The organism is Micromonospora sp. NPDC005203 (assembly GCF_042872705.1).
Classification (GTDB): domain Bacteria; phylum Actinomycetota; class Actinomycetes; order Mycobacteriales; family Micromonosporaceae; genus Micromonospora.
Genome location: NZ_JBIAKV010000004.1, coordinates 388765 through 410134, shown reverse-complemented (window position 1 = coordinate 410134; position 21370 = coordinate 388765). Strand labels below are relative to the sequence as shown.

19 protein-coding genes and 1 riboswitch are annotated in these 21370 nt (G+C 72.0%); of the genes, 7 read left to right on the top strand and 12 right to left on the bottom strand.

All coding sequences use genetic code 11. From position 1 onward, the window contains the following. Window positions 1–26: 26 nt before the first annotated feature. Window positions 27–3353 (top strand): BTAD domain-containing putative transcriptional regulator, encoded by a 3327-nt coding sequence (locus ACFYPM_RS13560; RefSeq protein ID WP_387195356.1) that lies wholly within the window; start codon window positions 27–29, stop codon window positions 3351–3353. A gap of 84 nt (window positions 3354–3437) precedes the next feature. On the opposite strand, the gene ACFYPM_RS13555 is transcribed toward ACFYPM_RS13560, so the two are convergent. Then, window positions 3438–3854 carry a DUF3224 domain-containing protein gene (locus ACFYPM_RS13555; RefSeq protein WP_387195353.1) on the bottom strand — a complete coding sequence of 139 codons (417 nt, stop codon included), beginning with the start codon at window positions 3852–3854 and terminating at the stop codon, window positions 3438–3440. Between the two features lie 171 nt (window positions 3855–4025). Between ACFYPM_RS13555 and ACFYPM_RS13550 the strand changes: the two genes are divergently transcribed. Beyond that, a complete protein-coding gene (locus ACFYPM_RS13550; RefSeq protein WP_387195350.1) occupies window positions 4026–5600 on the top strand; it encodes a Na+/H+ antiporter in 1575 nt (524 codons plus the stop codon). 12 nt (window positions 5601–5612) lie between these two features. Here the strand turns inward: ACFYPM_RS13550 and ACFYPM_RS13545 are convergent, their stop codons facing one another. From ACFYPM_RS13545 to ACFYPM_RS13530, 4 genes are all read right to left on the bottom strand, one after another. Beyond that, the gene (locus tag ACFYPM_RS13545; RefSeq protein WP_387195347.1) at window positions 5613–6356 is read right to left on the bottom strand and encodes an amino acid ABC transporter ATP-binding protein; all 744 of its coding nucleotides are present in this window, start codon (window positions 6354–6356) and stop codon (window positions 5613–5615) included. Then, window positions 6356–7132, bottom strand: coding sequence for an amino acid ABC transporter permease (locus ACFYPM_RS13540; protein WP_387195344.1), 777 nt, complete (start codon window positions 7130–7132; stop codon window positions 6356–6358). Before ACFYPM_RS13540 ends, ACFYPM_RS13545 begins: the two co-directional genes overlap by 1 nt. A 39-nt stretch (window positions 7133–7171) precedes the next feature. After that, on the bottom strand, window positions 7172–8086 hold the full coding sequence (locus ACFYPM_RS13535) for an ABC transporter substrate-binding protein (RefSeq protein WP_387195341.1): 915 nt from the start codon (window positions 8084–8086) through the stop codon (window positions 7172–7174). Window positions 8087–8381: 295 nt separating this feature from the next. Beyond that, a riboswitch (SAM riboswitch) is annotated at window positions 8382–8493 on the bottom strand. Window positions 8494–8579: 86 nt separating this feature from the next. Then, window positions 8580–10538: an amino acid transporter gene (locus ACFYPM_RS13530; RefSeq protein WP_387195338.1), complete on the bottom strand. Its 1959-nt coding sequence runs from the start codon at window positions 10536–10538 to the stop codon at window positions 8580–8582. Between the two features lie 166 nt (window positions 10539–10704). On the opposite strand from ACFYPM_RS13530, the gene corA reads away from it, so the two are divergent. Then, window positions 10705–11835: a magnesium/cobalt transporter CorA gene (gene corA, locus ACFYPM_RS13525; protein WP_387195336.1), complete on the top strand. Its 1131-nt coding sequence runs from the start codon at window positions 10705–10707 to the stop codon at window positions 11833–11835. A 16-nt stretch (window positions 11836–11851) separates the two neighbouring features. Here the strand turns inward: corA and ACFYPM_RS13520 are convergent, their stop codons facing one another. Continuing rightward, window positions 11852–12037 carry a hypothetical protein gene (locus ACFYPM_RS13520; protein WP_357245912.1) on the bottom strand — a complete coding sequence of 62 codons (186 nt, stop codon included), beginning with the start codon at window positions 12035–12037 and terminating at the stop codon, window positions 11852–11854. Window positions 12038–12385: 348 nt separating this feature from the next. Continuing rightward, window positions 12386–12901 carry a 2'-5' RNA ligase family protein gene (locus ACFYPM_RS13515; protein ID WP_387195464.1) on the bottom strand — a complete coding sequence of 172 codons (516 nt, stop codon included), beginning with the start codon at window positions 12899–12901 and terminating at the stop codon, window positions 12386–12388. A 77-nt stretch (window positions 12902–12978) separates the two neighbouring features. Between ACFYPM_RS13515 and ACFYPM_RS13510 the strand changes: the two genes are divergently transcribed. Next, a complete protein-coding gene (locus tag ACFYPM_RS13510) occupies window positions 12979–13509 on the top strand; it encodes a DUF664 domain-containing protein (protein WP_387195332.1) in 531 nt (176 codons plus the stop codon). A 4-nt stretch (window positions 13510–13513) separates the two neighbouring features. Here ACFYPM_RS13510 and ACFYPM_RS13505 read toward each other — a convergent pair whose 3' ends face one another. After that, a complete protein-coding gene (locus ACFYPM_RS13505; protein ID WP_387195329.1) occupies window positions 13514–14017 on the bottom strand; it encodes a DinB family protein in 504 nt (167 codons plus the stop codon). A 135-nt stretch (window positions 14018–14152) separates the two neighbouring features. Between ACFYPM_RS13505 and ACFYPM_RS13500 the strand changes: the two genes are divergently transcribed. Further along, window positions 14153–15064 (top strand): DUF72 domain-containing protein, encoded by a 912-nt coding sequence (locus tag ACFYPM_RS13500; RefSeq protein ID WP_387195326.1) that lies wholly within the window; start codon window positions 14153–14155, stop codon window positions 15062–15064. 15 nt (window positions 15065–15079) lie between these two features. Here ACFYPM_RS13500 and ACFYPM_RS13495 read toward each other — a convergent pair whose 3' ends face one another. Beyond that, window positions 15080–15451 carry a hypothetical protein gene (locus ACFYPM_RS13495; protein WP_387195324.1) on the bottom strand — a complete coding sequence of 124 codons (372 nt, stop codon included), beginning with the start codon at window positions 15449–15451 and terminating at the stop codon, window positions 15080–15082. Window positions 15452–15606: 155 nt separating this feature from the next. Continuing rightward, a complete protein-coding gene (locus tag ACFYPM_RS13490; RefSeq protein WP_387195321.1) occupies window positions 15607–16236 on the bottom strand; it encodes a hypothetical protein in 630 nt (209 codons plus the stop codon). A gap of 196 nt (window positions 16237–16432) precedes the next feature. Between ACFYPM_RS13490 and ACFYPM_RS13485 the strand changes: the two genes are divergently transcribed. Next, the gene (locus ACFYPM_RS13485) at window positions 16433–16603 is read left to right on the top strand and encodes a hypothetical protein (protein ID WP_157563104.1); all 171 of its coding nucleotides are present in this window, start codon (window positions 16433–16435) and stop codon (window positions 16601–16603) included. 24 nt (window positions 16604–16627) lie between these two features. Here ACFYPM_RS13485 and ACFYPM_RS13480 read toward each other — a convergent pair whose 3' ends face one another. Continuing rightward, complete coding sequence (locus ACFYPM_RS13480) at window positions 16628–17491, bottom strand: alpha/beta fold hydrolase (RefSeq protein ID WP_387195318.1); 864 nt, start codon at window positions 17489–17491, stop codon at window positions 16628–16630. Window positions 17492–17591: 100 nt separating this feature from the next. Continuing rightward, window positions 17592–18848 carry a hypothetical protein gene (locus ACFYPM_RS13475; RefSeq protein WP_387195315.1) on the bottom strand — a complete coding sequence of 419 codons (1257 nt, stop codon included), beginning with the start codon at window positions 18846–18848 and terminating at the stop codon, window positions 17592–17594. A 458-nt stretch (window positions 18849–19306) separates the two neighbouring features. Between ACFYPM_RS13475 and ACFYPM_RS13470 the strand changes: the two genes are divergently transcribed. After that, window positions 19307–21364, top strand: coding sequence for a type IIA DNA topoisomerase subunit B (locus ACFYPM_RS13470; RefSeq protein WP_387195313.1), 2058 nt, complete (start codon window positions 19307–19309; stop codon window positions 21362–21364). The last annotated feature ends 6 nt before the right edge of the window (window positions 21365–21370 follow it).

Genomic DNA, 21370 nt, shown 5'->3' with positions numbered 1-21370 from the left:
CCGGTACCGCCGCCTAGATTGGTGTCATGAACAGGCAACCGACGCCACCGGTGAAGGTGACGTTCGGCGTACTCGGACCGGTGACCGCCGCCACCGAGGACGGCCCGGTCCCGCTGCGGGGGCACCGGCAGCGCCTCGTGCTGGCCCGGTTGGTGATCGCCCACGGCCGGGTGGTGCCGGTGGACCGCCTCGTCGACGACCTGTGGGAGATTCCGTCCGACGGCGCGGTGGGCGCCATCCGGACCTTCGTCGCCGACCTGCGCCGGGCGCTGGAGCCCGACCGGCCGCCCCGGCAGCCACCCCGTCTCCTGGTCACCGAACCCCCGGGGTACGCGCTGCGGGCCACCCCGGACGCGGTGGACGCCGAACGCTTCGAGGCGGCCGTCGGCGAGGCGGGACGACTGCTCACAGCCGGACTGCCCGCACCGGCCCTGGCTGTGCTGGACACGGCGCTCGGGCTCTGGCGCGGACCCGCGTACGCGGACTGTGCGGGCGCACTCTGGGCCGTCGCGGAGATCAACCGGCTGGACGAGCTGCGGATGCTCGCCGTCGAACGGCGGGCCGAGGCGTTGCTCGCGCTGGGTCGGCCGGACGAGGCCGCCGCCGACCTGCCCGGCCACCTCGCCGGCCATCCGTTGCGGGAGGACGCCTGGCGGCTGCTCGCGTTGGCGCGCTACCGGGCCGGGCGGCAGGGCGAGGCGCTGGCCGCGCTGCGCGACGCCCGCGACGCCGTGGTGTCCGCGCTCGGGGTGGACCCGGGGCCCGAGCTGCGCAGGCTGGAGGCCGACATCCTGGCCCAGGCGGCACACCTCGCCCCCACCCCCGTGGTGGCCGGCGCGGCCGGACGCGTGCCAGGTGGCGGGCCGGAATCGCGACCGTTCGTCGGGCGGGACGCGGAGTTGGCGCGGCTGCGGCACGCCGCGGAGGCCGCCATCCAGGCCGGACGGCCGACGCTCGCCCTGCTCACTGGGGACCCGGGCGCCGGCAAGTCCGCCCTCGCCGAGGAGCTGAGCCGGCAGCTCGCCGCCGAAGGCTGGAGCACGGCCTGGGGTCGCAGCCCCGAGTACGACGGCGCACCGGCCGCCTGGCCGTGGACCCAGATCAGCGACGCGCTCACCGGGCCGGCCGGATCGGTGGGCGGCGGGCTGGCCGAGCCGGCGGTGACCGATGGGCCGGGTGACCCCGCCGTGGCCCGCTTCCGTCGGCACCGCGCGGTGGCGGCGCTGGTCTCCGCCGTCGCCGGCCGGGGCCCCCTGCTGCTGGTCCTGGATGATCTGCACCGCGCCGACGGGGACACGTTGGATCTGCTCACCGGCCTGCTCGCCGGCCCGCAGCCGGCCACCGGCCCGGTGCTGGTCCTCGGCACCTACCGGGCCACCGAGATCAACCCGGAGCTGACCGCCGCGCTGGCCCGCGCGGCCGGACTCGAACCGGTGCGGGAATACCTCGGCGGACTGTCCGTGGAGGCGACCGGCGAGTTGGCCCGTGCCGTCGCGGGGCCGGAGCTGGACCCGCCCACCGTCCGGCTGATCCACCATCGCAGCGGCGGCAACCCGTTCTTCGTCCGGGAGCTGGCCCAGCTGTCCGCGAGTGCGGGTCAGGCTGCGCTGGCGGCGGTGCCACCGGGGGTACGCGACGTGATCCGGCACCGCCTCGCACAGTTGCCCGCGCCGACCCGTACCGTGCTGCGGCAGGCGGCGGTGCTCGGCCGGGACCTCGATCCGGTGGTGCTCGGCGAGTTGGCGGGCGACCCGGCGGCGCTGCTGGACGCCGTGGACCGCGGGTTGCAGGCCGGGTTCCTGAGCGAGCAGGCGCCCGACGGGCGACTACGGTTCACCCACATCCTGGTCCGCGACACGCTCTACGCCGACCTGTCCGCGTCGCGCCGAGCCGCCTGGCACGCCGCCGTGGCCGAGGCGATGCGACGGCAGCAGCCCCTCGATCCCGCCGCGCTCGCCCACCACCTGTTGCACGCCGGCGGGCGGGAAGCCGCTCACCGCGCCGCCGGCTACGCCCGAACCGCTGCTGAACAGGCCGAACGCGACGCCAACCCGCACGAGGCGGCCCGGCTGTGGGCGCAGGTGCTCGACGCCTACGACCGGGCCGGACGCGACGAGCGGCGCGAGCGACTCAGCGCAGTGCTCGGCCTCGGGCGCGGGCTGGCGGTGACGGGTCGGTTGGCCGAGGCGCGGCGGTACCGCGCCGCGGCGATCACCGACGCCGAGGCGGTGGGTGACCCGCGGCTGACCGCCGAGGTGCTCGCCGGATTCGACGTACCCGCCAGCTGGACCCGCAACGACGACGAGGCGCTCTCCGAGCGGATCGCTCGCGCCGCCGAACACGCCCTGACCGGCCTCGGCCCGACCGGCTCGGCGCAGCGCAGCCGGCTGCTGAGCACGCTCGCGCTGGAGTTGCGGGGCAGCACCGGCGACCGGGGCCGCCGGGCCGCGGTCGAGGCCGAGCGGATCGCCCGGACCGTCGGGGATCCGGGGCTGCTGGCGTTCGCGCTCAACGCGCGCTACATGCACGCCTTCCACCGTGTCGGGCTGGCCGACGAGCGGGCCCGGATCGGCGCGGAGCTGGTCGACCTGGCCGCTCCCCGTCAGTTGGTGACCTTCGAGGTGCTGGGTCACCTCGTCCTGGTCCAGGCCTGCTGCGCGCGGGCCGACCGGGCCGGCGCGGACGCGCACGCCCGCGCCGCCGACCGTCTCGCGCAGCGGTACGAGTTGCCGCTGGTCGGGGTCTTCACCGGCTGGTACGCCGCGCTGCGCCTGGCGGTGAGCGGTGACCAGGACGCCGCGGTGACCGCGTACCGGGCCGCCGCCGAACGCCTGCCCACCGACGCCATGCCGGGACTGGCCCGAGGGCTGCTGCCGCTCGCGCTGCTCGGCCTGCGACTGGCCGACGCGGTCAGCGAGGCCCGGCTCGTTGCCGGACGTCAGCGCCCGATCCCCGGGCCGGACGACGAGGGCTGGGCGCAACTGGACTGGGGGCCACACGAGCCCTGGGTCCGACCACTGCTGCTCGCCGCCGACGACCGGGTCGCTACCGCAGCGGCGCTGCGGGCACTCCCCGACGGGCCGCACGACCTGCTGCGGGAGGTCCGGCTGTGCCTCACCGCTCGGGCGGCGCTCGCCATCGGCGACCGGCCCACCATGGAGCGTGTCGCCACCGCGCTCCGGCCGGCCGCCGCCGAACTGGCCGCCGGCAGCGGGATGGTCACCGCCGGCCCGGTGGCGGGGCACCTCGCCGAGTTGGCCAGCGCTCTGGGTCGCGCCGAGGAGGCCGCCGAGCACCGCCGTACCGCCCGCGCGCTCACCGCGCTCACCGCGCGCGCCGACGAGCCGACCTGAGCGCCGCGGCGACGCAGGTGTCACATTCGAGATCATTCCGGTGGTGAGCAGCGCCGACACCCGAGAGGCCGGAGCGCCCTGTCTCTACGAGGACTGACTGGTGTCGAAGGCCAGGGTGTACTCCAAGACGTAGGAGTGGCTGCCGTCGTCGGACTGGACGATCTCGAAGGTTCCCACGATCCCGGTGAGGCCACCGGAGCCCGTTCCCGGGACGACGCGGATCGCGAGTTGCTCACCGTGGCTGCCGGGTGCGCTGTGTTGGAGGACGAACGAGCCTTCGCGGCCGTCGAGTTCGCCCGTGAATCGCTCGACTGCGACATAAGCAGCGGGGCCGCCCTCGATGTCGGCCACCGACAGCATGGTCACCGTACTGATGCCGGCCAGGCCACCCTGGAAGGTCTTGGTGATCCGCACCCGGCCAAGCGCGGCCCCCGGGCCTTCGTCGAGCACCTCCGGCTCGAATGATGTGAGTTCAAACGTTCCGTCCGCCCTCGTGGCCATCTCGCGCCCTCTCCTCGTGATCGCCTTTGTCGCGGAGCAGCCTTGCAGACGGCACCGACATCCCCGGGCTACGCGGCGACTTGCCGGTTTCCGCTGGAACCAGCCGGCGAGTGCGGTCAGATTGAAGCACCGGTGCGTCCACCGCCGCGCCAACGATCGAGGGGGGTACGCGTGGAGGTGCTCGTCCTGATCGTGGTGCTGGGCGGCACCGTCCTGATCGGCACCACCCTCGGTGGTCGGTACCGGGTCGCCCCGCCGGTCCTGCTCATCGCGCTCGGGGTGCTGCTCGGGTTCACGCCGCCGCTGTCCGAGGTGACCCTCGAACCGGACCTGGTGCTGCTGATCTTCCTGCCGGCGATCCTGTACCGGGAGAGCCTCACCATCAGCCTGCGCGAGATCCGGGCCAACCTGCCGGTGATCGGGCTGCTCGCGGTGGTGCTCGTGGTGCTCACCATGGTGACGGTGTCGTTCACCGCGCAGGCGTTCGGCGTGAATCCGGCCGCCGCCTGGGTGCTCGGCGCGGTCCTCGCGCCGACCGACGCCGCCGCCGTCACCGGTCTGGCCAAACGGTTGCCCCGCAAGCTCCTCACCACGCTGCACGCGGAGAGCCTGATCAACGACGGAACCGCGCTGGTGGTCTTCGCGGTGACCGTGGGTCTGCTCAGCCAGAGCGCCAAGCCGGGCGTGCTGGGCATCAGCGAGGAGTTCGTCGGCGCCAGCGTCGGCGGGGTCCTCGCCGGTCTGCTGGTGGGGGCCGCCGTGGTGCTGATCCGCAAGCGGCTCGACGATCCGCTGCGCGAGGGTGCGCTGAGCGTGCTGACACCGTTCGGGGCCTTCCTGCTCGCCGACGCGGTGCACGCCAGCGGAGTGCTGGCGGTGGTGGTCGCCGGGCTCGTGCTGTCCTACGCCGGCCCCCGGGTGATCCGTGCCCGGTCCCGGGTGCTGGCGTACGCGTTCTGGGACCTGACCACGTTCCTGATCAACGGCGGGTTGTTCGTCCTGCTCGGCACGCAGATCCCCCGGGCGGTGCGGGGCATCACCAGCACCTCGCCCGAGCGGGCGCTGGTGATCGTGCTGGTGGTCACCCTGGTCGTCGTGTCCACCCGGCTGCTCTTCGTCTACCTCACCGCGCAGTCGGCCCGGCTGCGGCGTCGCCGGATGGTGGACGACGGCGAGGGTCCGTCCGGCTGGCGGGTGGCGACCGTGGGGGGCTGGTCCGGCTTCCGGGGCGCGGTGTCGCTCGCCGCCGCGTTGGCCGTCCCGACGATGACGGTCGCCGGTCGGCCGGTGGTCGAACGCGACCTGATCATCTTCGTCACCGCGTTGGTGATCGTGCTGATCATGCTCCTTCAGGGCACCACCCTGCCGCTGGTCGTGCGCTGGGCCGGGCTGGTCGGCGACCCGGAACGCGTCGACGAGACCCGGCACGCCCGGCGGCGGGCCACCGAGGCGGGGCTGGCCGCCCTACCGCAGGTCGCCGCCGAGGTCGGTGCCCGGGAGGAGTCGGTACGCCGGTTGCAGGCCGAGTACCAGCGGCACCTGGCGGACGTCAACGAGGCCGGGGGGAACAGCGCCGAGGAACGTCGCCTGGAACATCGACTGCGCCTCGGGGTCCTCGCCCACAAGCGGCGGGAGGTCACCCGACTGCGCGACAACCGGGAGATCGACGACCTGGTCCTGCAGGAACTCCAGGCCGCGCTGGACAACGAGGAGATCCGGTTGCTGGGACGCGGGCCCAACGACTGATCGGCCGCCTCGTCAGAGCACCTGCGCGAGGAACCGGCGCAGCCGAGGATGCTCGGCCCGTTCGAAGATCGCCTCGGGCGCGCCGGCCTCCAACACCACGCCCCGGTCCATGAAGGCGACGGTGTCGGCGACCTGCCGGGCGAAGCCCATCTCGTGGGTGACCACCACCATGGTCATGCCCGCGGCGGACAGGTCGGCCATCACCCCGAGGACACCCTTGACCAACTCCGGGTCGAGCGCCGAGGTGGCCTCGTCGAAGAGCATCACCTCCGGCCGCAGGGCCAGCGCCCGGGCGATCGCCACGCGTTGCTGCTGACCACCGGAGAGCTGCGCCGGGCGTGCGTCGGCCTTGCCGGCCAACCCCACCAGATCCAACTGGTTCCGCGCGACGGTTTCCGCCTCGTCGTCGCCGAGCTTGCGGAGCCGGCCCAGCGCGAGGGTGACATTGCGCAGCACGCTCATGTGCGGGAAGAGGTTGAACTGCTGGAAGACCATGCCCACCCGCTGCCGCAGCGCGTCCGGGTCGTCGCCCAGCACGCTGCGCCCGTCCAGCAGCACGTCGCCGTGGTCCGGCTCGATCAGTCGGTTGATGGTGCGCAGCAGCGTCGACTTGCCCGACCCGGACGGGCCGATCACGCAGGCCGTCGCGCCGCGCGGCACCGTGAGGTCGACGCCGCGCAGCACCCGGTTCGGTCCGAAGGCAAGGTGCACGTCGCGTACGTCGAGGCTGACCGAGGTGGTCGTCTCGGTGGTCATCACCGGTGTCCTTCCGTCGCGGCGTACGCCGAAGCGGTGTCGTCGTCGTCCTCGTCTGTCGGTGTGGTCGCCGGCCGGCCGTTGCGCAGCCGCCGGTCGATCCAGTTGACGACGTGCGTCAGTGGGACGGTCAACACCAGGTAGCAGAGCCCGGCCAGCAGCAGCGCCGACTCGTTGCCGGTGGTGGCGGCGTAGTCCTGTCCGATCCGGAACAGCTCCCGTTGACTGGCCACCAGGCCGAGGAAGTAGACCAGGCTGGAGTCCTTGATCAGGGCGATGAGCTGATTCACCCAGGCCGGCAGCACCCGCCGGATGCCCTGCGGGATGATCACCAGCCGCATCGCGTCGGTCCAGGAGAAGCCGAGGGCGCGGGCGCCCTCCAGTTGGGCGGCCTCCACCGACTGGATGCCGGACCGGAAGATCTCCCCGATGTACGCGGCCGCGATCAGCGACAGCGCCAGGATGCCCAACGGGTAGGGGTCCGGTCCCCAGACCTGCATGCCCAGCGGCGCCAGCCCGACGCCGATCAGCAGGATCGTCGCCGCGGCCGGAAGTCCTCGGAACACGTCGGTGTAGACCCGCGCCGGCCAGCGCAGCCAACGGCTGCGCGAGATGCCGGCGACGGCCAACAGCAGGCCCAGCACCGAGCCGAGCAGGGCGGCGGAGACCGCCAGGATCAGCGTGTTGGGCAACCCGACGGTCAGCATCTCGGGCAGCGCCTCGCGCATCGCGTCGATGTCGAAGAAGGTCTCCCACAGCGTGCTCAACGGATCCATCGGTCGCCTCTCCTACCGCCCTGCTCGCTCGTCACCGGGTCAGGACGCGGCCGACGCGGACGCCGACGGCACGGCCGACGCGGACGCCGACGGCTTCGACGACGTGCCCGACGCGGTCGGTGCCGACACAGTGCCGCTGCCCGGCGTGAAGTCGGCCGGGATCGGCCGACCGGGGTAGTACTGCGCCTGCAACCGGCTCCAGGTGCCGTCCGCGACGACCTCGTCGAGGCCCTTGTTCAGCGCCTCGCGCAGTTTGTCGCTGCCCTTGGCCACGGCGTAGGCGGTCGGCGCCGGGCTGAGCTGCTTGGCCGCCACGGTGATCTTGCCGGTGCTGTCGGCGGCCGACTTCTCGCCGATTTCGGCCGGAGCGATCCACGCGTCGGCGGTGCCGGCCTTGAGCTGGTTGATCGCGCCGTTGTAGTCCGGCACCCGGACCGGGTCGAGCTGCTCACCGGTGGCGTAGTCGTCCTGCACGGTGCCCTGCACCACCACGACCCGCTTGCCGGCGAGCTGGTCGAAGCCGGTGATCGGCGAGCCGGCCGGCACGTCCAGGCCGAAGTAGCCGAAGTCGTAGCCGTTGCCGAAGTCGACGGTCTTCTTGCGCGCCTCGGTGATGGTGATCGAGGAACTGCCCACGTCGAACTTGTGGTTGTTGACCTGGGACAGCAGCGCGGAGAAGTCGGTGCCGACGAACTCGACAGTGAGGCCGAGCTTGCCGGCCACGGCGGTCAGCAGGTCGTTGTCGAAGCCGGTGAACCTGCCGTCCTTGAGGTACACGTTCGGCGGGGCGTCGGTCAGCGTGCCGGCCCGCAGCACGCCCGGCTGCGCCAGGCCGTACGGGTTGGCGGTGGCGTCGGACGAGGTGTCGTCGCCGCAGGCGGTGAGAGCGGTGGCAACCAGGATCGTGGCCGCGCCCAGGGCTGCGGCACGGGTCAGGGCAGGAAGGATTCGCACGGGTGTCTCCGAAAGGGGTCGTGTCTCGGCGGGCACGGACGTGTGCCGCCGACGGTGCGCCCGATGGGCGTACCGCTGGAAAGGCTTGGAAAAGACTGGAAGGCTCGGAAAAGAAAGGTGCGCTAGTGCCGGGGGCCGCGTTGACACGCGGCGCTGCACATTCGCATCATGTCCACGTGCCGCCGCCGGGTCAGTGCCGGCGTGGGCTGACCGGCGCGGAGTTGCGCGACATCGGTCGGTGGGGCGGTGCTGAGGGTGCGCATGGTTCTCCCGGGTCTGTGCTGACCTGGGTGCCAGGCCACGCTTGCACCGACGTCGTGCCGGTGCCTGGTCTTCACCCGGGGCACCCCACCGCGGAGGAGGGTTGCCGGCCAGCGAGCCGGGGCTTCGCGCTGGCACTCATGACCTGCAGCGAGGCTAGCAGCACGCACGGGTGGATCGTCCAGTCGTTATGACCACGCTCACCGTGCCCGGAGGATGCTCGGCCCGCAGGTCAGCCGGCGTGCACGTGCGGCCGGCGACACGGGTCGGGTTCCTGGCGGCGCAGGATCTCCCGGGTGACCGAGGCGATTGCGCCCTGTCCGAACACCAGGTAGCGCAGGAAGTTGCGGGCCGGGCCGCCCTCGCTCCACTCGAAGTAGATGTGCGGTCGCCGCCCGGTGCGGTCGCGGATCTCCAGCAGCAGGACGGCGAGCGCGTTGGGTACCGAGGAGCTGGTCAGGCTGAGCACCGCGAAGCTGTCGTCGGCCAGGCCGCCGCGTACCAGCAGCTCGGTCTGGAAGTCCGACGGGTCGGTGACGTGCACCTCGACGAAGATCACGTCGCTGTCGTCGGGGAAGTCGTTGTCCGCCATCGTCTGTTCCAACTTCGCGCGGTACTCGGCCTCGTCGTGCCGGTCGGGCTCGTGGGCGACGAGCCGGATCCGTCGTCCGGCCCGCTCGTCGATCATCCGGGTGGCGACCGGATCCAGCTCGATCCGGTCCACCCGCAGCTCGTAGGCCCGCGACACCCGGGACAGCACCGAGACCACGATGATCCCGCCGATGAAACAGGCCGCGATCTTGACGCCGTCGGGGCGTTCCACCACGTTCGCCAGGGTGGTGTAGACGAAGACCACCGCGATGACGCCGAACGCGAGGGTGCGACCGCGCTGACCCCGCCGGGCCGCCGCGAGCGTCACCGCGGTCGCCGCTGACGTGATCAACACCAGCACACCTGTGGCGTACGCGCCGCCCTGCGCGTCCACGCTGGCGTCGAAGACGACCGTGATCAGGAAGGCCACCGTGGTGAAGACCAGCACCAGCGGCCGGACGGCCCGCGCCCAGGCCGGTGCCATGCCGTAGCGGGGCAGGTAACGGGGGACGAGGTTGAGCAGTCCGGCCATCGCCGACGCCCCCGCGAACCAGAGGATCCCGATGGTGGACAGGTCGTAGACGGTGCCGAACACCTCCCCGAGGTGCTGGTGCGCCAGGTAGGCCAGCGCCCGGCCGTTCGCCGGCCCGCCCGGCCGGAAGTCCTCCGCCGGGATCAGGATGGTGGTCGTCACGCTGCTGGTGATCAGGAAGACGCTCATGATCACCGCGGCGGTGGTGAGCAGCCGACGGGCGCCCCTGATCCGGCCCAGCGGTCGAGCCTCGGAGTCCTGCGGGTCGCCCCGTACGCTCGGCATCACGGCCACCCCGGTCTCGAAGCCGGACAGGCCCAACGCCAGTTTCGGGAAGACCAGCAGCGACAGCCCGACCACCAGCCAGGGATCGCCGTGCCCGGTGGTCAGCGTGGTCGTCCAGTCCCCGACGGCGCTCGGGTGCGTCACCACCCGCCAGAGCGCGTCGATGACCACCACCGCGTTCAGCGCCAGATAGGCCGCCACCAGCACGACGGCGATGCCGATGGCCTCGGTGAATCCCTTGAGGAACACCGCGCCCAACAGGGCCACCAGCAGCAGCGTGACAAGTACCTCGTGTCCCTTGAACCCGTCCGGCCAGAACGGGTTCTCGTCGATGTGCGCGGTCGCGTCGGCGGCCGACAGGGTGATGGTGATGATGAAGTCGGTGGCCGCGAAACCGAGCAGCACCAGCACCAGCAGCTTGCCCGGCCAGTAGCTCAGCAGGCGTACCAGCATCGCGATGGAACCCTCACCGTGTGGGCTCTCCACCGCCACCCGCCGGTAGACCGGCAGCGCACCCAGCAGCGTCACCAGCACCAGCACCAGGGTCGCCACCGGCGACAGCGCCCCGGCGGCCAGCGCCGCGATGCCCGGCTGGTAGCCCAGGGTGGAGAAGTAGTCGACGCCGGTCAGGCACATCACCTTCCACCACGGATGCTGCCGGTGCTCCGGCGGGCGTCCGTGTGGCCCCGGGTGCCGTGCGGCGTGGTCCGAGCCGGCGTCGAGCAACCACCCCCGCAGCCGACCGCCGCGTCTGTCCACCTCCATCGGCGCGTCCCCCGTCATCCGCCCATGGTCACCGTGAGTATCCGCCCGGCGGGCCGTGCCCGTCCCCGGGTGCCCGGAACCCATCCGTCGGCGGGCTGGTTTCGGGTCGTGGGCACGGGGGATGCAGCCCTTCCGGGTCGGCGGGAGCGCACCGGGCGGGACGGCGCCGGGGGAGGGGACAGGCATGGTCGGTGGCCGTCGATTCCACCCCGGTGGTGGCTTCGGTCGCCAACTGGACGAGTACGAGACCGGGGACGGCGTGCCGCCGCCGACCGTGTCGCCCGACCCGCCTACCGGCGGTCTGGTGGACAGCGCGGTCTACGTCCGAGGACACCGCTTCGCCTCGCCGTCCGGGCTCGCCGAGACGTACCGCTGCCTGCAGGAGCAGGACGCCTCGATGGCCTGGATCGGGTTGTACCGGCCCGACATCGAGCAGATCACCTCGCTGGCCCGGGAGTTCCGGCTGCACGACCTGGCGGTCGAGGACGCGATCAACGCCCACCAGCGACCCAAGCTGGAGCGGTACGGGCACACCCTGTTCGTGGTGCTGCGCGCCGCCCGCTACGACGACCTGCGCGAGGAGGTCGAGTTCTCCGAGCTGCACCTGTTCATCGGGCCGGGCTTCGTGGTCACCGTCCGGCACGGCGAGGTTCCGGACCTGGCCGCGGTGCGGCGGCGGCTGGAGACCGACGCGCCGATGCTCGCCCGGGGCCCGGAGGCGGTCCTGTACGCGATCCTCGACCAGGTCGTCGACGGGTACGCGCCGGTCGTGGCCGGGCTGGAGAACGACATCGACGAGATCGAGACCCAGGTGTTCGGTGGCGACCCGAACGCGAGCCGGCGCATCTACGGCCTGAGCCGCGAGGTCATCCAGTTCCAGCGGGCCGCCCGCCCCCTGCTCACCGTGCTCGACGCGCTTGCCGACGGTGCCGGCAGCGCCAGCACGGACGAGGAACTGCGCCGCTACCTGCGAGACGTGACCGACCACCTGACCCAGGTGGTGGAGCGGGTGGACGGTTTCCGGCACCTGTTGCAGAACATCCTCACCGTCAACGCCACCCTCGTCTCGCAGCAGCAGAACGAGGAGATGCGCAGCCTGACCGCAGCGAGCTACGCGCAGAACGAGGAGCTGAAGAAGGTCTCGTCCTGGGCGGCGATCCTGTTCGCACCCACACTCATCGGCACCGTGTACGGGATGAACTTCGTCCACATGCCGGAGTTGAACTGGCGTTTCGGCTACCTGTTCGCGTTGCTGCTGATGCTGCTGGTCTGCGGCACCCTCTACGTGATCTTCAAGCGGCGCGGCTGGCTGTGAACCTTCCCGGCCGGGATCACTCGATGCCGCGCAGGATGTGCCGCTCGTCCTCGACGTCGTCGTCGCCGGCGGCGATCCGGCCGAGAAGGACGGCCGCGGCCCAGATCGTCAGTGGCGTCGCCGCCCCGGTCATGCCGCCGCCGGTCCGGTCGTCCCGGGCCTGGCTCCGCTCCGCACGTGCTGGTCTGCGCTGAGCCTGCATGGGCCCCGCCTCTCCTCGTCGACGCCGTCGTCGGGGGCGCGGCGTCAGCGCGCCACCGTCGGGCGAACCACGCGCTGGCGGGTCACCACCGGTACGACAGCCACCTCGAACCTTCCCACGCCCGGCCGCATTCGCACCGCTTGTTTTCGGGTTTCCGACTGTGGCCTGCCAAACCGGACATAACGCATCAGTGTTGTCCAGAGCGGCCGACTGGGTAGGGAGATCGGGTGCGGCCGAGCTGCCGAAATGGTCTCCCCTGTCGTGCCCCCTCGCCGAGCGTTGCCCCGCTACCCCGCTACCCCGCTGCCCCGCTGCCATGTCGGCCCGGTCGACCGCGGCCGTCGGTATTCAGGGCAGCGGGTGGGCGATGCCTCGGGCGTGGTCGGTGAGCGCCGCGCCGACCACCGTCGCGGCCAGCGGCAGCACCTCAAGACAGCGGCGCACCGCCGCGGCCATCAGCACGTTCGGCACCCGCATGGAGAGTGTGCAGTGCGGCACCCAGCGGCCCGGCCGGTAGTGCTCGGTCAGCGGGATGCCGGCGGCGGTGAGCCGGTCGGACACCATCCGCTGGTGGGTCAGCAACTCCGCGGTGGGGGCCGGGCCGAGCCAGAGCACCCGGCCGACGAACTGCCCGGCGTGCTGGAAGTCCAGTCGCAGCGGGGCCGCGACGACAGTCCCGCGCAGCGACTCGGCGACCTGCTCGGGGTTGAAGCGGGGCGCCACCGCGAGCGAGACGTGCGGCCGGTGGCGTCGCTCCAACAGGGAACGCATGCTCTGCACGCCCTCAGCCTCCAGGGCGTCCCAGAGCGCCCGGATCCGCCGGGTGGCGTCCGGGTCCAGATACAACTCCAACGCGGCGACCACCCGATCACAGTAGTGGCCGAGGTTTGATCGCACGCGCCAGCGGTACCTGAGGGAAAACCGACCCGAAGGACGTGCCAGTGGACGTGAGTGACCTGCTGACCGAGGCGTACGACCGACTGCCCGACCTCGTGCGTGCGGCGGTCGACGGGCTGCGCCCCGAGCAGCTGCGCTGGGCGCCCGGCCCGGGCGCCAACTCGATCGGCTGGCTCGTCTGGCACCTCACCCGGGTGCAGGACCACCACGTCGCCGACCTGCTCGACGCCGAGCAGGTCTGGGTGAGCGGCGACTGGGCGGGCCGGTTCGGGCTCACCGCCGACCCGGACAACACCGGCTACGGTCACTCGGCCGCCCAGGTCGAGACGGTCCGGCCGGAGAGCGCACAGGCGCTCGTCGACTACTACGAGGCGGTGGCGTCGCGGACCGGATCGTTCCTGGCCGGCCTGCGCCCGGCGGACCTGGACCGGGTGGTCGACGAGTCGTGGGACCCGCCGGTCACCCTCGGCGTTCGGCTGGTCAGCATCGTCGACGACGACCTGCAACACGCGGGCCAGGCCGCCTACGTGCGCGGCCTGTTCGAGGCCGACGCAACCACCGGCGCCGGTCGGTAGGAGCTCAGCCCATCGTCTTCGCGCCGTCGATCGACTCCCGCAGAATGTCGGCGTGCCCGGCGTGCTGGGCTGTCTCGGCGATCAGGTGCAGCAGCACCCGGCGGACCGTCCAGCTCGTCCCCGGCTCGAACCAGGGTGCCTGCGGCAGCGGGTGCGCCGAGTCCAGGTCGAGGGTGGCGATCAGCTCGTCGGTCTGGCCGGCCACCTCCTGGAACCGCTCGACGAGCCCGGCGAGGGTCTCGCCCGGCGCCATCCGGAACTGACCGACCCAGTCGATCTCCTCGCGCTGCATCGCCTCCGCTCCGCCCAGGGCGAAGAGCATCCACCGGTGCTCGACACCGGCCACGTGCTTGATCAGGCCGCCGAGGGTCAGCTCGCTGACCGTGGAGCGGGTGACCGCCTGCTCGTCGGTGAGCCCGTCCACGGTGTGCAGGAGGAAACCCCGGTGCCGGCGGAGCGTCTGCAGGAGATCGGCCCGCTCACCGGTGAGCTGCTCCGTGCTGGTCATGCCGCCACCCTTCGTCGATGTTCACCAGGTAGCACCCTATGGCGAGGCACCGACACTTCCGGTGTCGCACACCAGGTGCGATATGCGAGCCCTCAGCGGTTGCCGATTCGTGTCGGTGGCGGTCCACTGAACGACATGGGTGTGATCAAGGTGGGCACGTCGTCCTGGGCCGACCAGTCGCTGCTGCGCTCCGGGTGGTATCCACGCTCGGCCAACACACCGGCACGTCGACTCGGTTTCTACGCCGGCCGGTTCCCGTTGGTCGAGGTGGACACGTCGTACTACGCGGTCCCGGTCCCGGAGACCACGTCGGGCTGGGTCGACGCCACACCTGACGACTTCACCTTCGACGTCAAGGCGTTCAGTCTCTTCACCGGCCATCCGACGCCGGTCGCCGCGCTTCCCCGGGACCTGCGTCCGGCCGGCGGCCCGAGTCGGATCCGCCGTCGTGACCTGCCCGAGCGCGCGTACGACGAGCTGTGGGCCCGGTTTCGCGCGGCGCTCGCGCCGATCGCGGCGGCCGGCAAGCTGGGCGCGGTGCTGTTGCAGTTCCCACCATGGCTGGCCCGCGGTGGCGCGGCCGAACGTCGGATCGTCGAGCTGGCGCAGCGCTGCCGGCCGTGGCGGGTCGGCGTGGAACTGCGGCACGCCTCCTGGTTCGACGGTCCGGCGGCGGTCGAGACGCTGGACCTGCTGCGCGCGCACGATCTGTCCCTGGTCTGCGTCGACATGCCACAGGGGCACCCGTCGTCGGTGCCACCGATCCTGACCAGGACCGCGGAGCCGGCGATCGTCCGCTTCCACGGCCACAGCCAGGCCTGGGGTGACGGCGACAAGCAGGACAAGTTCCGCTACGCCTACGGCGACGACGAGCTTCGGCACTGGGCCGGGCTGCTGGCTGACCTCGCCGGTCCGGCCGACGACCTGCACGTGCTGTTCAACAACTGCTGCGCCGGTCAGGCCCAGCGCGACGCCACCCGGCTGGCGCAACTGCTCACCGAGACGATGATCGCCGATCGGAGTGTCCCGGCCGGGTCGACCGGCTGACCGTCCACCTTGGTGTCAAGAGCGTCGGCCCCGGCTGCGCAGCGCGTCCTGCGTCGACTCGCCGATGTCGGCGTCGTCCGGGAAGGTCCGGCCACTGGGCGCGGGGTCCGGTGGGGCACCGGGTCCGGCCATCGTCGTGCGGGTCGGCTCCACCGAGCCGAAGCCGTGCCGTCCCGCCGGATCGGTCCGGCCCGCCGGGGCACCCGCCCGCCGCTCCCCGCGTCGTCCCTCGGGCACCGCGGTCGCCTCGCTGCCCTCGTCCATCGGCGAGTCCGCGTCGGTGCCCCAGGGCGCGTCGGCGTCGAAGCCGTCGCCGCCACCCCACGGCTGAGTCGCCTCCGGCTCCTGCCGGTCGTTGTCGCCACTGCGTCCCTTGTGCGCCGTCATGGCCACCCCGCTCCTCGGTCCGCCGCGGTCGGCGGACGGTGTGCTGATCTCCGGCCGCGCGGTGTCGTCACCCGACCTTGTCGCAGCGCTGAGCGCGCAGGGCCGGCCTGCGCCCCGCCGTCGAGAGGGCGGCGGGACGCCGGCCGGCCCGGCGTTCAGCGGCCGGCCATCGCCATCGGTCGCTTGCCGTTGCTCATGCCGGCCATCTTGATCATGCCTTTCGAGGCGCCCTTCATGGTGCCGCCCCGGCCGAGAATCCCCTTGAAGACCTGGCCGGGCTTCTGCTGCTCACCCATGTACGCGGTGACCACCACCAGGGCCCCGGTCAGCGCCGGGATGGCCCACTGGAGCAACTTCATCTGCCGCTGCGAGGAGGCCACGCTCGCCGGAGTCTGGTGGTTCGGCTCGGTGGTCCCGCTGACCGGTGACGCACCGGCCTTCTCCAGGCGCATGCCGACCAACCGGCTGTAGCCGGTCACGGCGAGCGCGCCGATCGTCAACGCCGTCTTGATGGCGCTGGTCCGGCCCACCCCGGACTGGGCCGCCACGCGTGGGCTCTCGGTCACCAGCTCGCCGACCGCGCCGGCCAGGTGCGCGCCGATGGCGGCCGCGTTGACCGGGGTCCATCTGGACCATCCCGCCGACGCGACCGAGAGTCGCTGCGTCGAGTCGCTGATCTTCCCGGCTGCGCCGTTGACGCCGAAGGCACCCATGAGGGAGCCGCCGAACCAGGCCGCGAGACCCAGATCGTGCATCGAGCGCAGTGCGGTGTGCCGTTCGGACATGTGATCCCCTTCCGCCGTGTTGGGCGCTGCGGCTTACCCGCCGCCCGGGCGGCTAACCCCGTCGCCCGGGGGCTGATCCGCGCCGCACCGGTACGACCGGGACGTTCGGGTTTCGACGGGGTCCACGGCCGCCGGCAGGAGTCGTCCGCGTGGTGGCGGGTAGATCCCGAGCGACGCTGACGGAGAGGGGAACGGGATGTCGCAGCCGGACGAAAGTCGGGAGAAGACCCCGAAAACCGACGCGGTGCTCATGCACCCGGACAACGACCCACACCGGAACACCGCGGAGGTCGCGCCCCGCAAGGACCACGCGGAGATCCAGGTGGAGCGCGACGGTGAGCTGGTGCCGCTGGACCAGGACGAGTGACCCGTCCGGGCGGTCCGGTGCGGCTCAGCGGGGCGGCAGGTCGCCGACGAAGCCGGCGATCCGCCGCGCCAGCGGGGTGCTCGCGCGGACCCAGGTGAAGTGGTCCAGAGCGGCGCCGGCCCGCGCCGAGGTGTAGCGCTCGCGGGTGAGTGGGGCGGCGGCGAGCTTCGCGCAGAGCGCATCCATCGTCTCGTGCGGGGTGTACTGGTCGTCGTCCACACTGACCGCCATCACCGGTGTGCGCACCGCGCGTACCGCCGCCTCGGTGTCCGTACCGTTCAGTCGGGGAAAACGGCCGGTCCGCGCGGTGTGGGCCCAGTCGCGGATCACGCCGCGCGCCTGCCGGCCGCCGAAGCCCCAACCCGGCCAGACCCCGAGCAGGGCCGCGGTGGCGGCGATCCCCTGGGTGTACGGCAGCACGCCGAGGCCGCGCAGACCCGGGTAGCTTCGCCAGTACGGGATGCCGACCGCGATCAGCGCCAGCGCGTCCACCTCGTCGCCGCCGTGCAGGGCGAGGTGCAGCAGCGCGGCCTGCCCGCCGAGCGAGTGCCCGACCAGCAGCCGGGTACGCCCGTCCAGTCGTGGCTTGAGCGCGGACAGCACGGCGCCGACGTCGTCGGCCAGGTCGGCGTAGCCGTAGCGGTCGGCCCGGCTCGGCGTCGGGGTGCTCGCCCCGGTTCCGCGCAGGTCGGCGACGACCACGGCCAGTCCGGCGGTGCGCAGCTCGGCGGCGAAGGGCCGGTAGTAACGGGCGCGGACCCCCATCGCGGGCCAGATCACGGCCACCGGCGCATCCGTCACACCGGTCGGCTCCGGATAGAACTGCACACCCAGCCGACCACCGTCGACCTCGACGAACTCCTGTGCGTACTCCGGGTCCCCGTTCATCGATCCATCCTACGGCCTGACGTTACTGGCGGGTAGCCACAGGTGGTCGGACGCGACGGAGGCCCCGCCGACCGGCGGGGCCTCCGAGATGACGCGGCGATCAGGAGACGGAGATCGTCCCGTTGCCGGCGCGGACGCAGGCCACCGACCGGGCGCTGGTGGAGGCCGCGCCGCTTAGGCACTGGCCGAGGACCTGGTGCCCGGTGGCGTTCGGGTGCCACGACTCCTGGCAGGTCTGGAAGTAGCTGACGCAGGTGTTGGCGATCCGCTGAATGGCGATCTTGTCCTTGCCGGCCAGGCTGGTGACGAAGGTGCCGCTCGCGCCGTCCTGCAGCCGGATCGGCGTGGCCAGCGCGCCCGTCGGGCTGCTCGTCTGCTCGCAGAGGCGGGCGCCGTTGAACGCCTGCTGCACGTTCAGGTACACCAGGTCGTCGACGGGGAACTCGGCGGCCAGGGTGTCCCGGGTGGACTGCACGATCGCGCCCAGGCCCTGGGAGAACCGGTGGCCCGGCGCCAGGCTGGCCCGGTGGATCGGGCAGCCGCCCGCGTACCGCTCGGCACCTAGGTCACGGAACTTGTCCCGGGTGTCGTCCCGGCCGTCCTCCTCGTGGTACGCCGGGTTCAGGTCCAGCGGCAGCGGGTTCGTGTAGTCCTGGAACACCACCCGGTGCTGCCCGTCGGCGTCGATCTGGTCCAACGTGGTCAGCACCTGGCGGACGGCGGCGGTGGTCTCCGCGGTCGCGGCGCTGATCTGCGCGGCGGTGGCCAGGTCGGCGTCGCTGCACGGCTTCTGCTCGACCGGACCGTTGAGGTACGCCCAGAACTCCCACCAGCCGGTCCACGCGTCGGCGATGAACCGGTTGGCGCACTTCTCCGCGACGCTGCCGAAGGTGAACGAGCTGTTGTTGGAGCCCAGGCCGATCAGCACCAGGTCGATGTCCTGGGTCTGCGCGACGGCGCGGAGCTGGTCGAGCTGCGCGGCCACGGTACGGCCGTTGGTCCGCGCCTGCGAGGCGTTGGCGATGTCGTGCGGCTGACCGCCGGAGCAGGCCAGGTTGAACCGGTTCTGGATGCCCGGCAGGTTGGCCTGGTTGAGCGAGGCGTTCGCGGAACGGTGGCAGAAGTACGCGTTGTTGTTCGCGGCCGTCCAGCCGGGGAAGCCCTGGGCGACGCCGTTGACGTCGACCACCGGGGTGTACGCCCCGGCGCCCTCACCGCTGATGAAGCTGTCCCCGAGTGCCACCGCGGCGGTGGGCAGTGCGGCAGACGCGGGTCCGGGCAGCGCGACGGCTGTCGACAGCGCGGCCATGGCGATCGTTAGTCCCGCGGCGAGCGCGGTACGGCGGAACCTGGGCATGGGGCCCCCATCCATCGAAAGATGAAAGATTCTCTGAGAGCGCGATCAGATCACCCCTGTGCAACGTGCGTCAATGGCCCGTAACAGAATCGATCGATGAAAGACACATGGCTCCGCCGCGGCGCGTCACAGGTCTCCACCTGGCAGCTCCGCGCGCGGTTCACCTCGCTGCGGCCGACCCGTTCGCCCGCGTCGTTGGGACAGTCGGCGCAAGGACCGGCAGGCGATCCAGACCCATCGCCGGGTCGACCAGACCGGCTGAAAAGGGGTTTCTGTGCGTGGTCCCGTGCGCACTGGTTGGCTGTTCCGTGGCTCACGTCCGGCGGCTGCCGCGCGGCGGGTCGCGTAGGTCCTCCGGGACTTGTCCTAGCCTCGGGCTAGGCTCGCTGCGGCGCGCCGCGCCGGCTGATGTCGCCGGTGACCGGCAGCACACAGCCGAGACCGGGGAGTACGACCAGTTGACCGCAGAGCCTGACACCCTGTACGGGGCCGATGACCTCACCCACCTTGAGGGGCTGGACGCCGTCCGCAAGCGGCCCGGCATGTACATCGGCTCCACCGACAGCCGTGGCGTGGGTCACCTCGTCAACGAGATCCTCGACAACTCCACCGACGAGGGCGTCGCCGGCCACGCCAGCGCCGTCGAGGTGATCCTGCACACCGACGGCTCCGTCCAGGTCGACGACGACGGCCGGGGCATCCCGACCGACGTGCACGCCAAATCCGGCATCTCCGGCGTCGAGTTGGTGCTCACCCGGCTGCACGCCGGCGGCAAGTTCGGCGGCTCCGGTTACAAGACCTCAGGTGGCCTGCACGGCGTCGGCGCCTCGGCGGTCAACGCCCTCTCCCGCCGGTTCGACGTCACCGTCCGCCGGGCCGGCAAGATCCACGCGATGTCGTTCCGGCACGGCGTTCCGGGCATCTTCGACGGCGCCGGGCCGGAAGCGCCCTTCACCGCCGGCCCTGGCCTCCAGGTCATCGGAGCGATGAAGCGCGGTCAACGCACCGGCACCTCGATCCGCTGGTGGCACGACGCCCGCTACTTCGAGACCGGCGCCGCGCTCGACGTGGACGCGGTCCGCACCAAGTTGCGCAACACCGCCTTCCTGGTCCCCGGTGTGACCTACCTGCTGCGTGACCTGACCGGCGAGGCGCCCGCCGAGGAGCGGTTCCACTACCCCAACGGGCTCAGCGACATGGTGGAGTTCCTCGCCCCGGCCGGCGACCGGCCCGTCTCCGGCACCCTGCTGGTCAACGGCGAGGGCACCTACCGGGAGAACGCCGCCGACGCCAACGGCGTCATGCAGTCCAACGTGCAGCGGCGCGCCGAGGTCGAGGTGGCGTTCCGGTGGGGCACCGGCTACGACCGCACCGTCGAGTGCTTCACCAACACCATCCGCAACGCGCACGGCGGCACCCACCGCAAGGGCTTCGAGCGGGCTCTCGTCCGCGCCCTCGCCGACGCGGTCCGCAACACCCGGGGGCTGCTCAAGGCCAAGGAGGAGCCGCCCCTGCTGGACGACGTCCTGGAGGGGATGACCGCCGTGGTGCACGTGCGCATCCCCGAGCCGCAGTTCACCTCGCAGACCAAGGACGAGCTCTCCACCCCGGGGATCACCAAGGTGCTCCAGGGTCTGGTCGACGCGCACGTCAAGGCATGGCTGGAGGACCGGCGCACCAAGGCCGAGGCACGCACCGTCCTGCAGAAGATCGTCGACGCGGCCCGGGTGCGGCTCACCCAGAAGCAGCAGAAGGACGCCGCCCGGCGCAAGACCGCCCTGGAGGGCGCGTCGATGCCGCCGAAGCTCGTCGACTGCCGCGCGACCGGCATCGACCGCAGCGAGCTGTTCATCGTCGAGGGCGACAGCGCGTTGGGCACGAGTCGGATGGCCCGTTCCTCGGAATACCAGGCGCTGCTGCCGATCCGGGGCAAGATCCTCAACGTGCAGAAGGCCAACCTCCAGCAGGTTCTGGACAATGCCGAGTGCGCGGCCATCGTGCAGGTCCTCGGCGCCGGTTCGGGGCGCACCTTCGACCTCTCCGCGCTGCGCTACGGGCGGGTGCTGATCATGGCCGACGCCGACGTGGACGGCGCGCACATCCGGACGCTGCTGATCACTCTCTTCGCCCGGTACATGCGGCCACTGATCGAGGCCGGTCGGCTCTACGCCGCGATGCCGCCCCTGCACAAGATCACCACCAGGGGGCGTAACCCGCAGACCGCCTACACCTACACCCAGGCCGAGATGGAGACGACGGTCCGCAAGCTGGAGAAGGCCGGCAAGCAGATCGTCACTCCCATCCCGCGCTTCAAGGGTCTCGGTGAGATGGACGCCGACGAGTTGTGGGACACCACGATGAACCCGGCCACCCGGGCCGTACGCCGGATCACCCTCGACGACATCGATGCCGCCGAACGCATCCTCGAACTGCTGATGGGCGAGAAGGTCGAGCCGCGCCGCAACTGGCTCATCGACTCCGCCGACCGGGTCGACCGGGATGCGATCGACGCATGAGCGCCC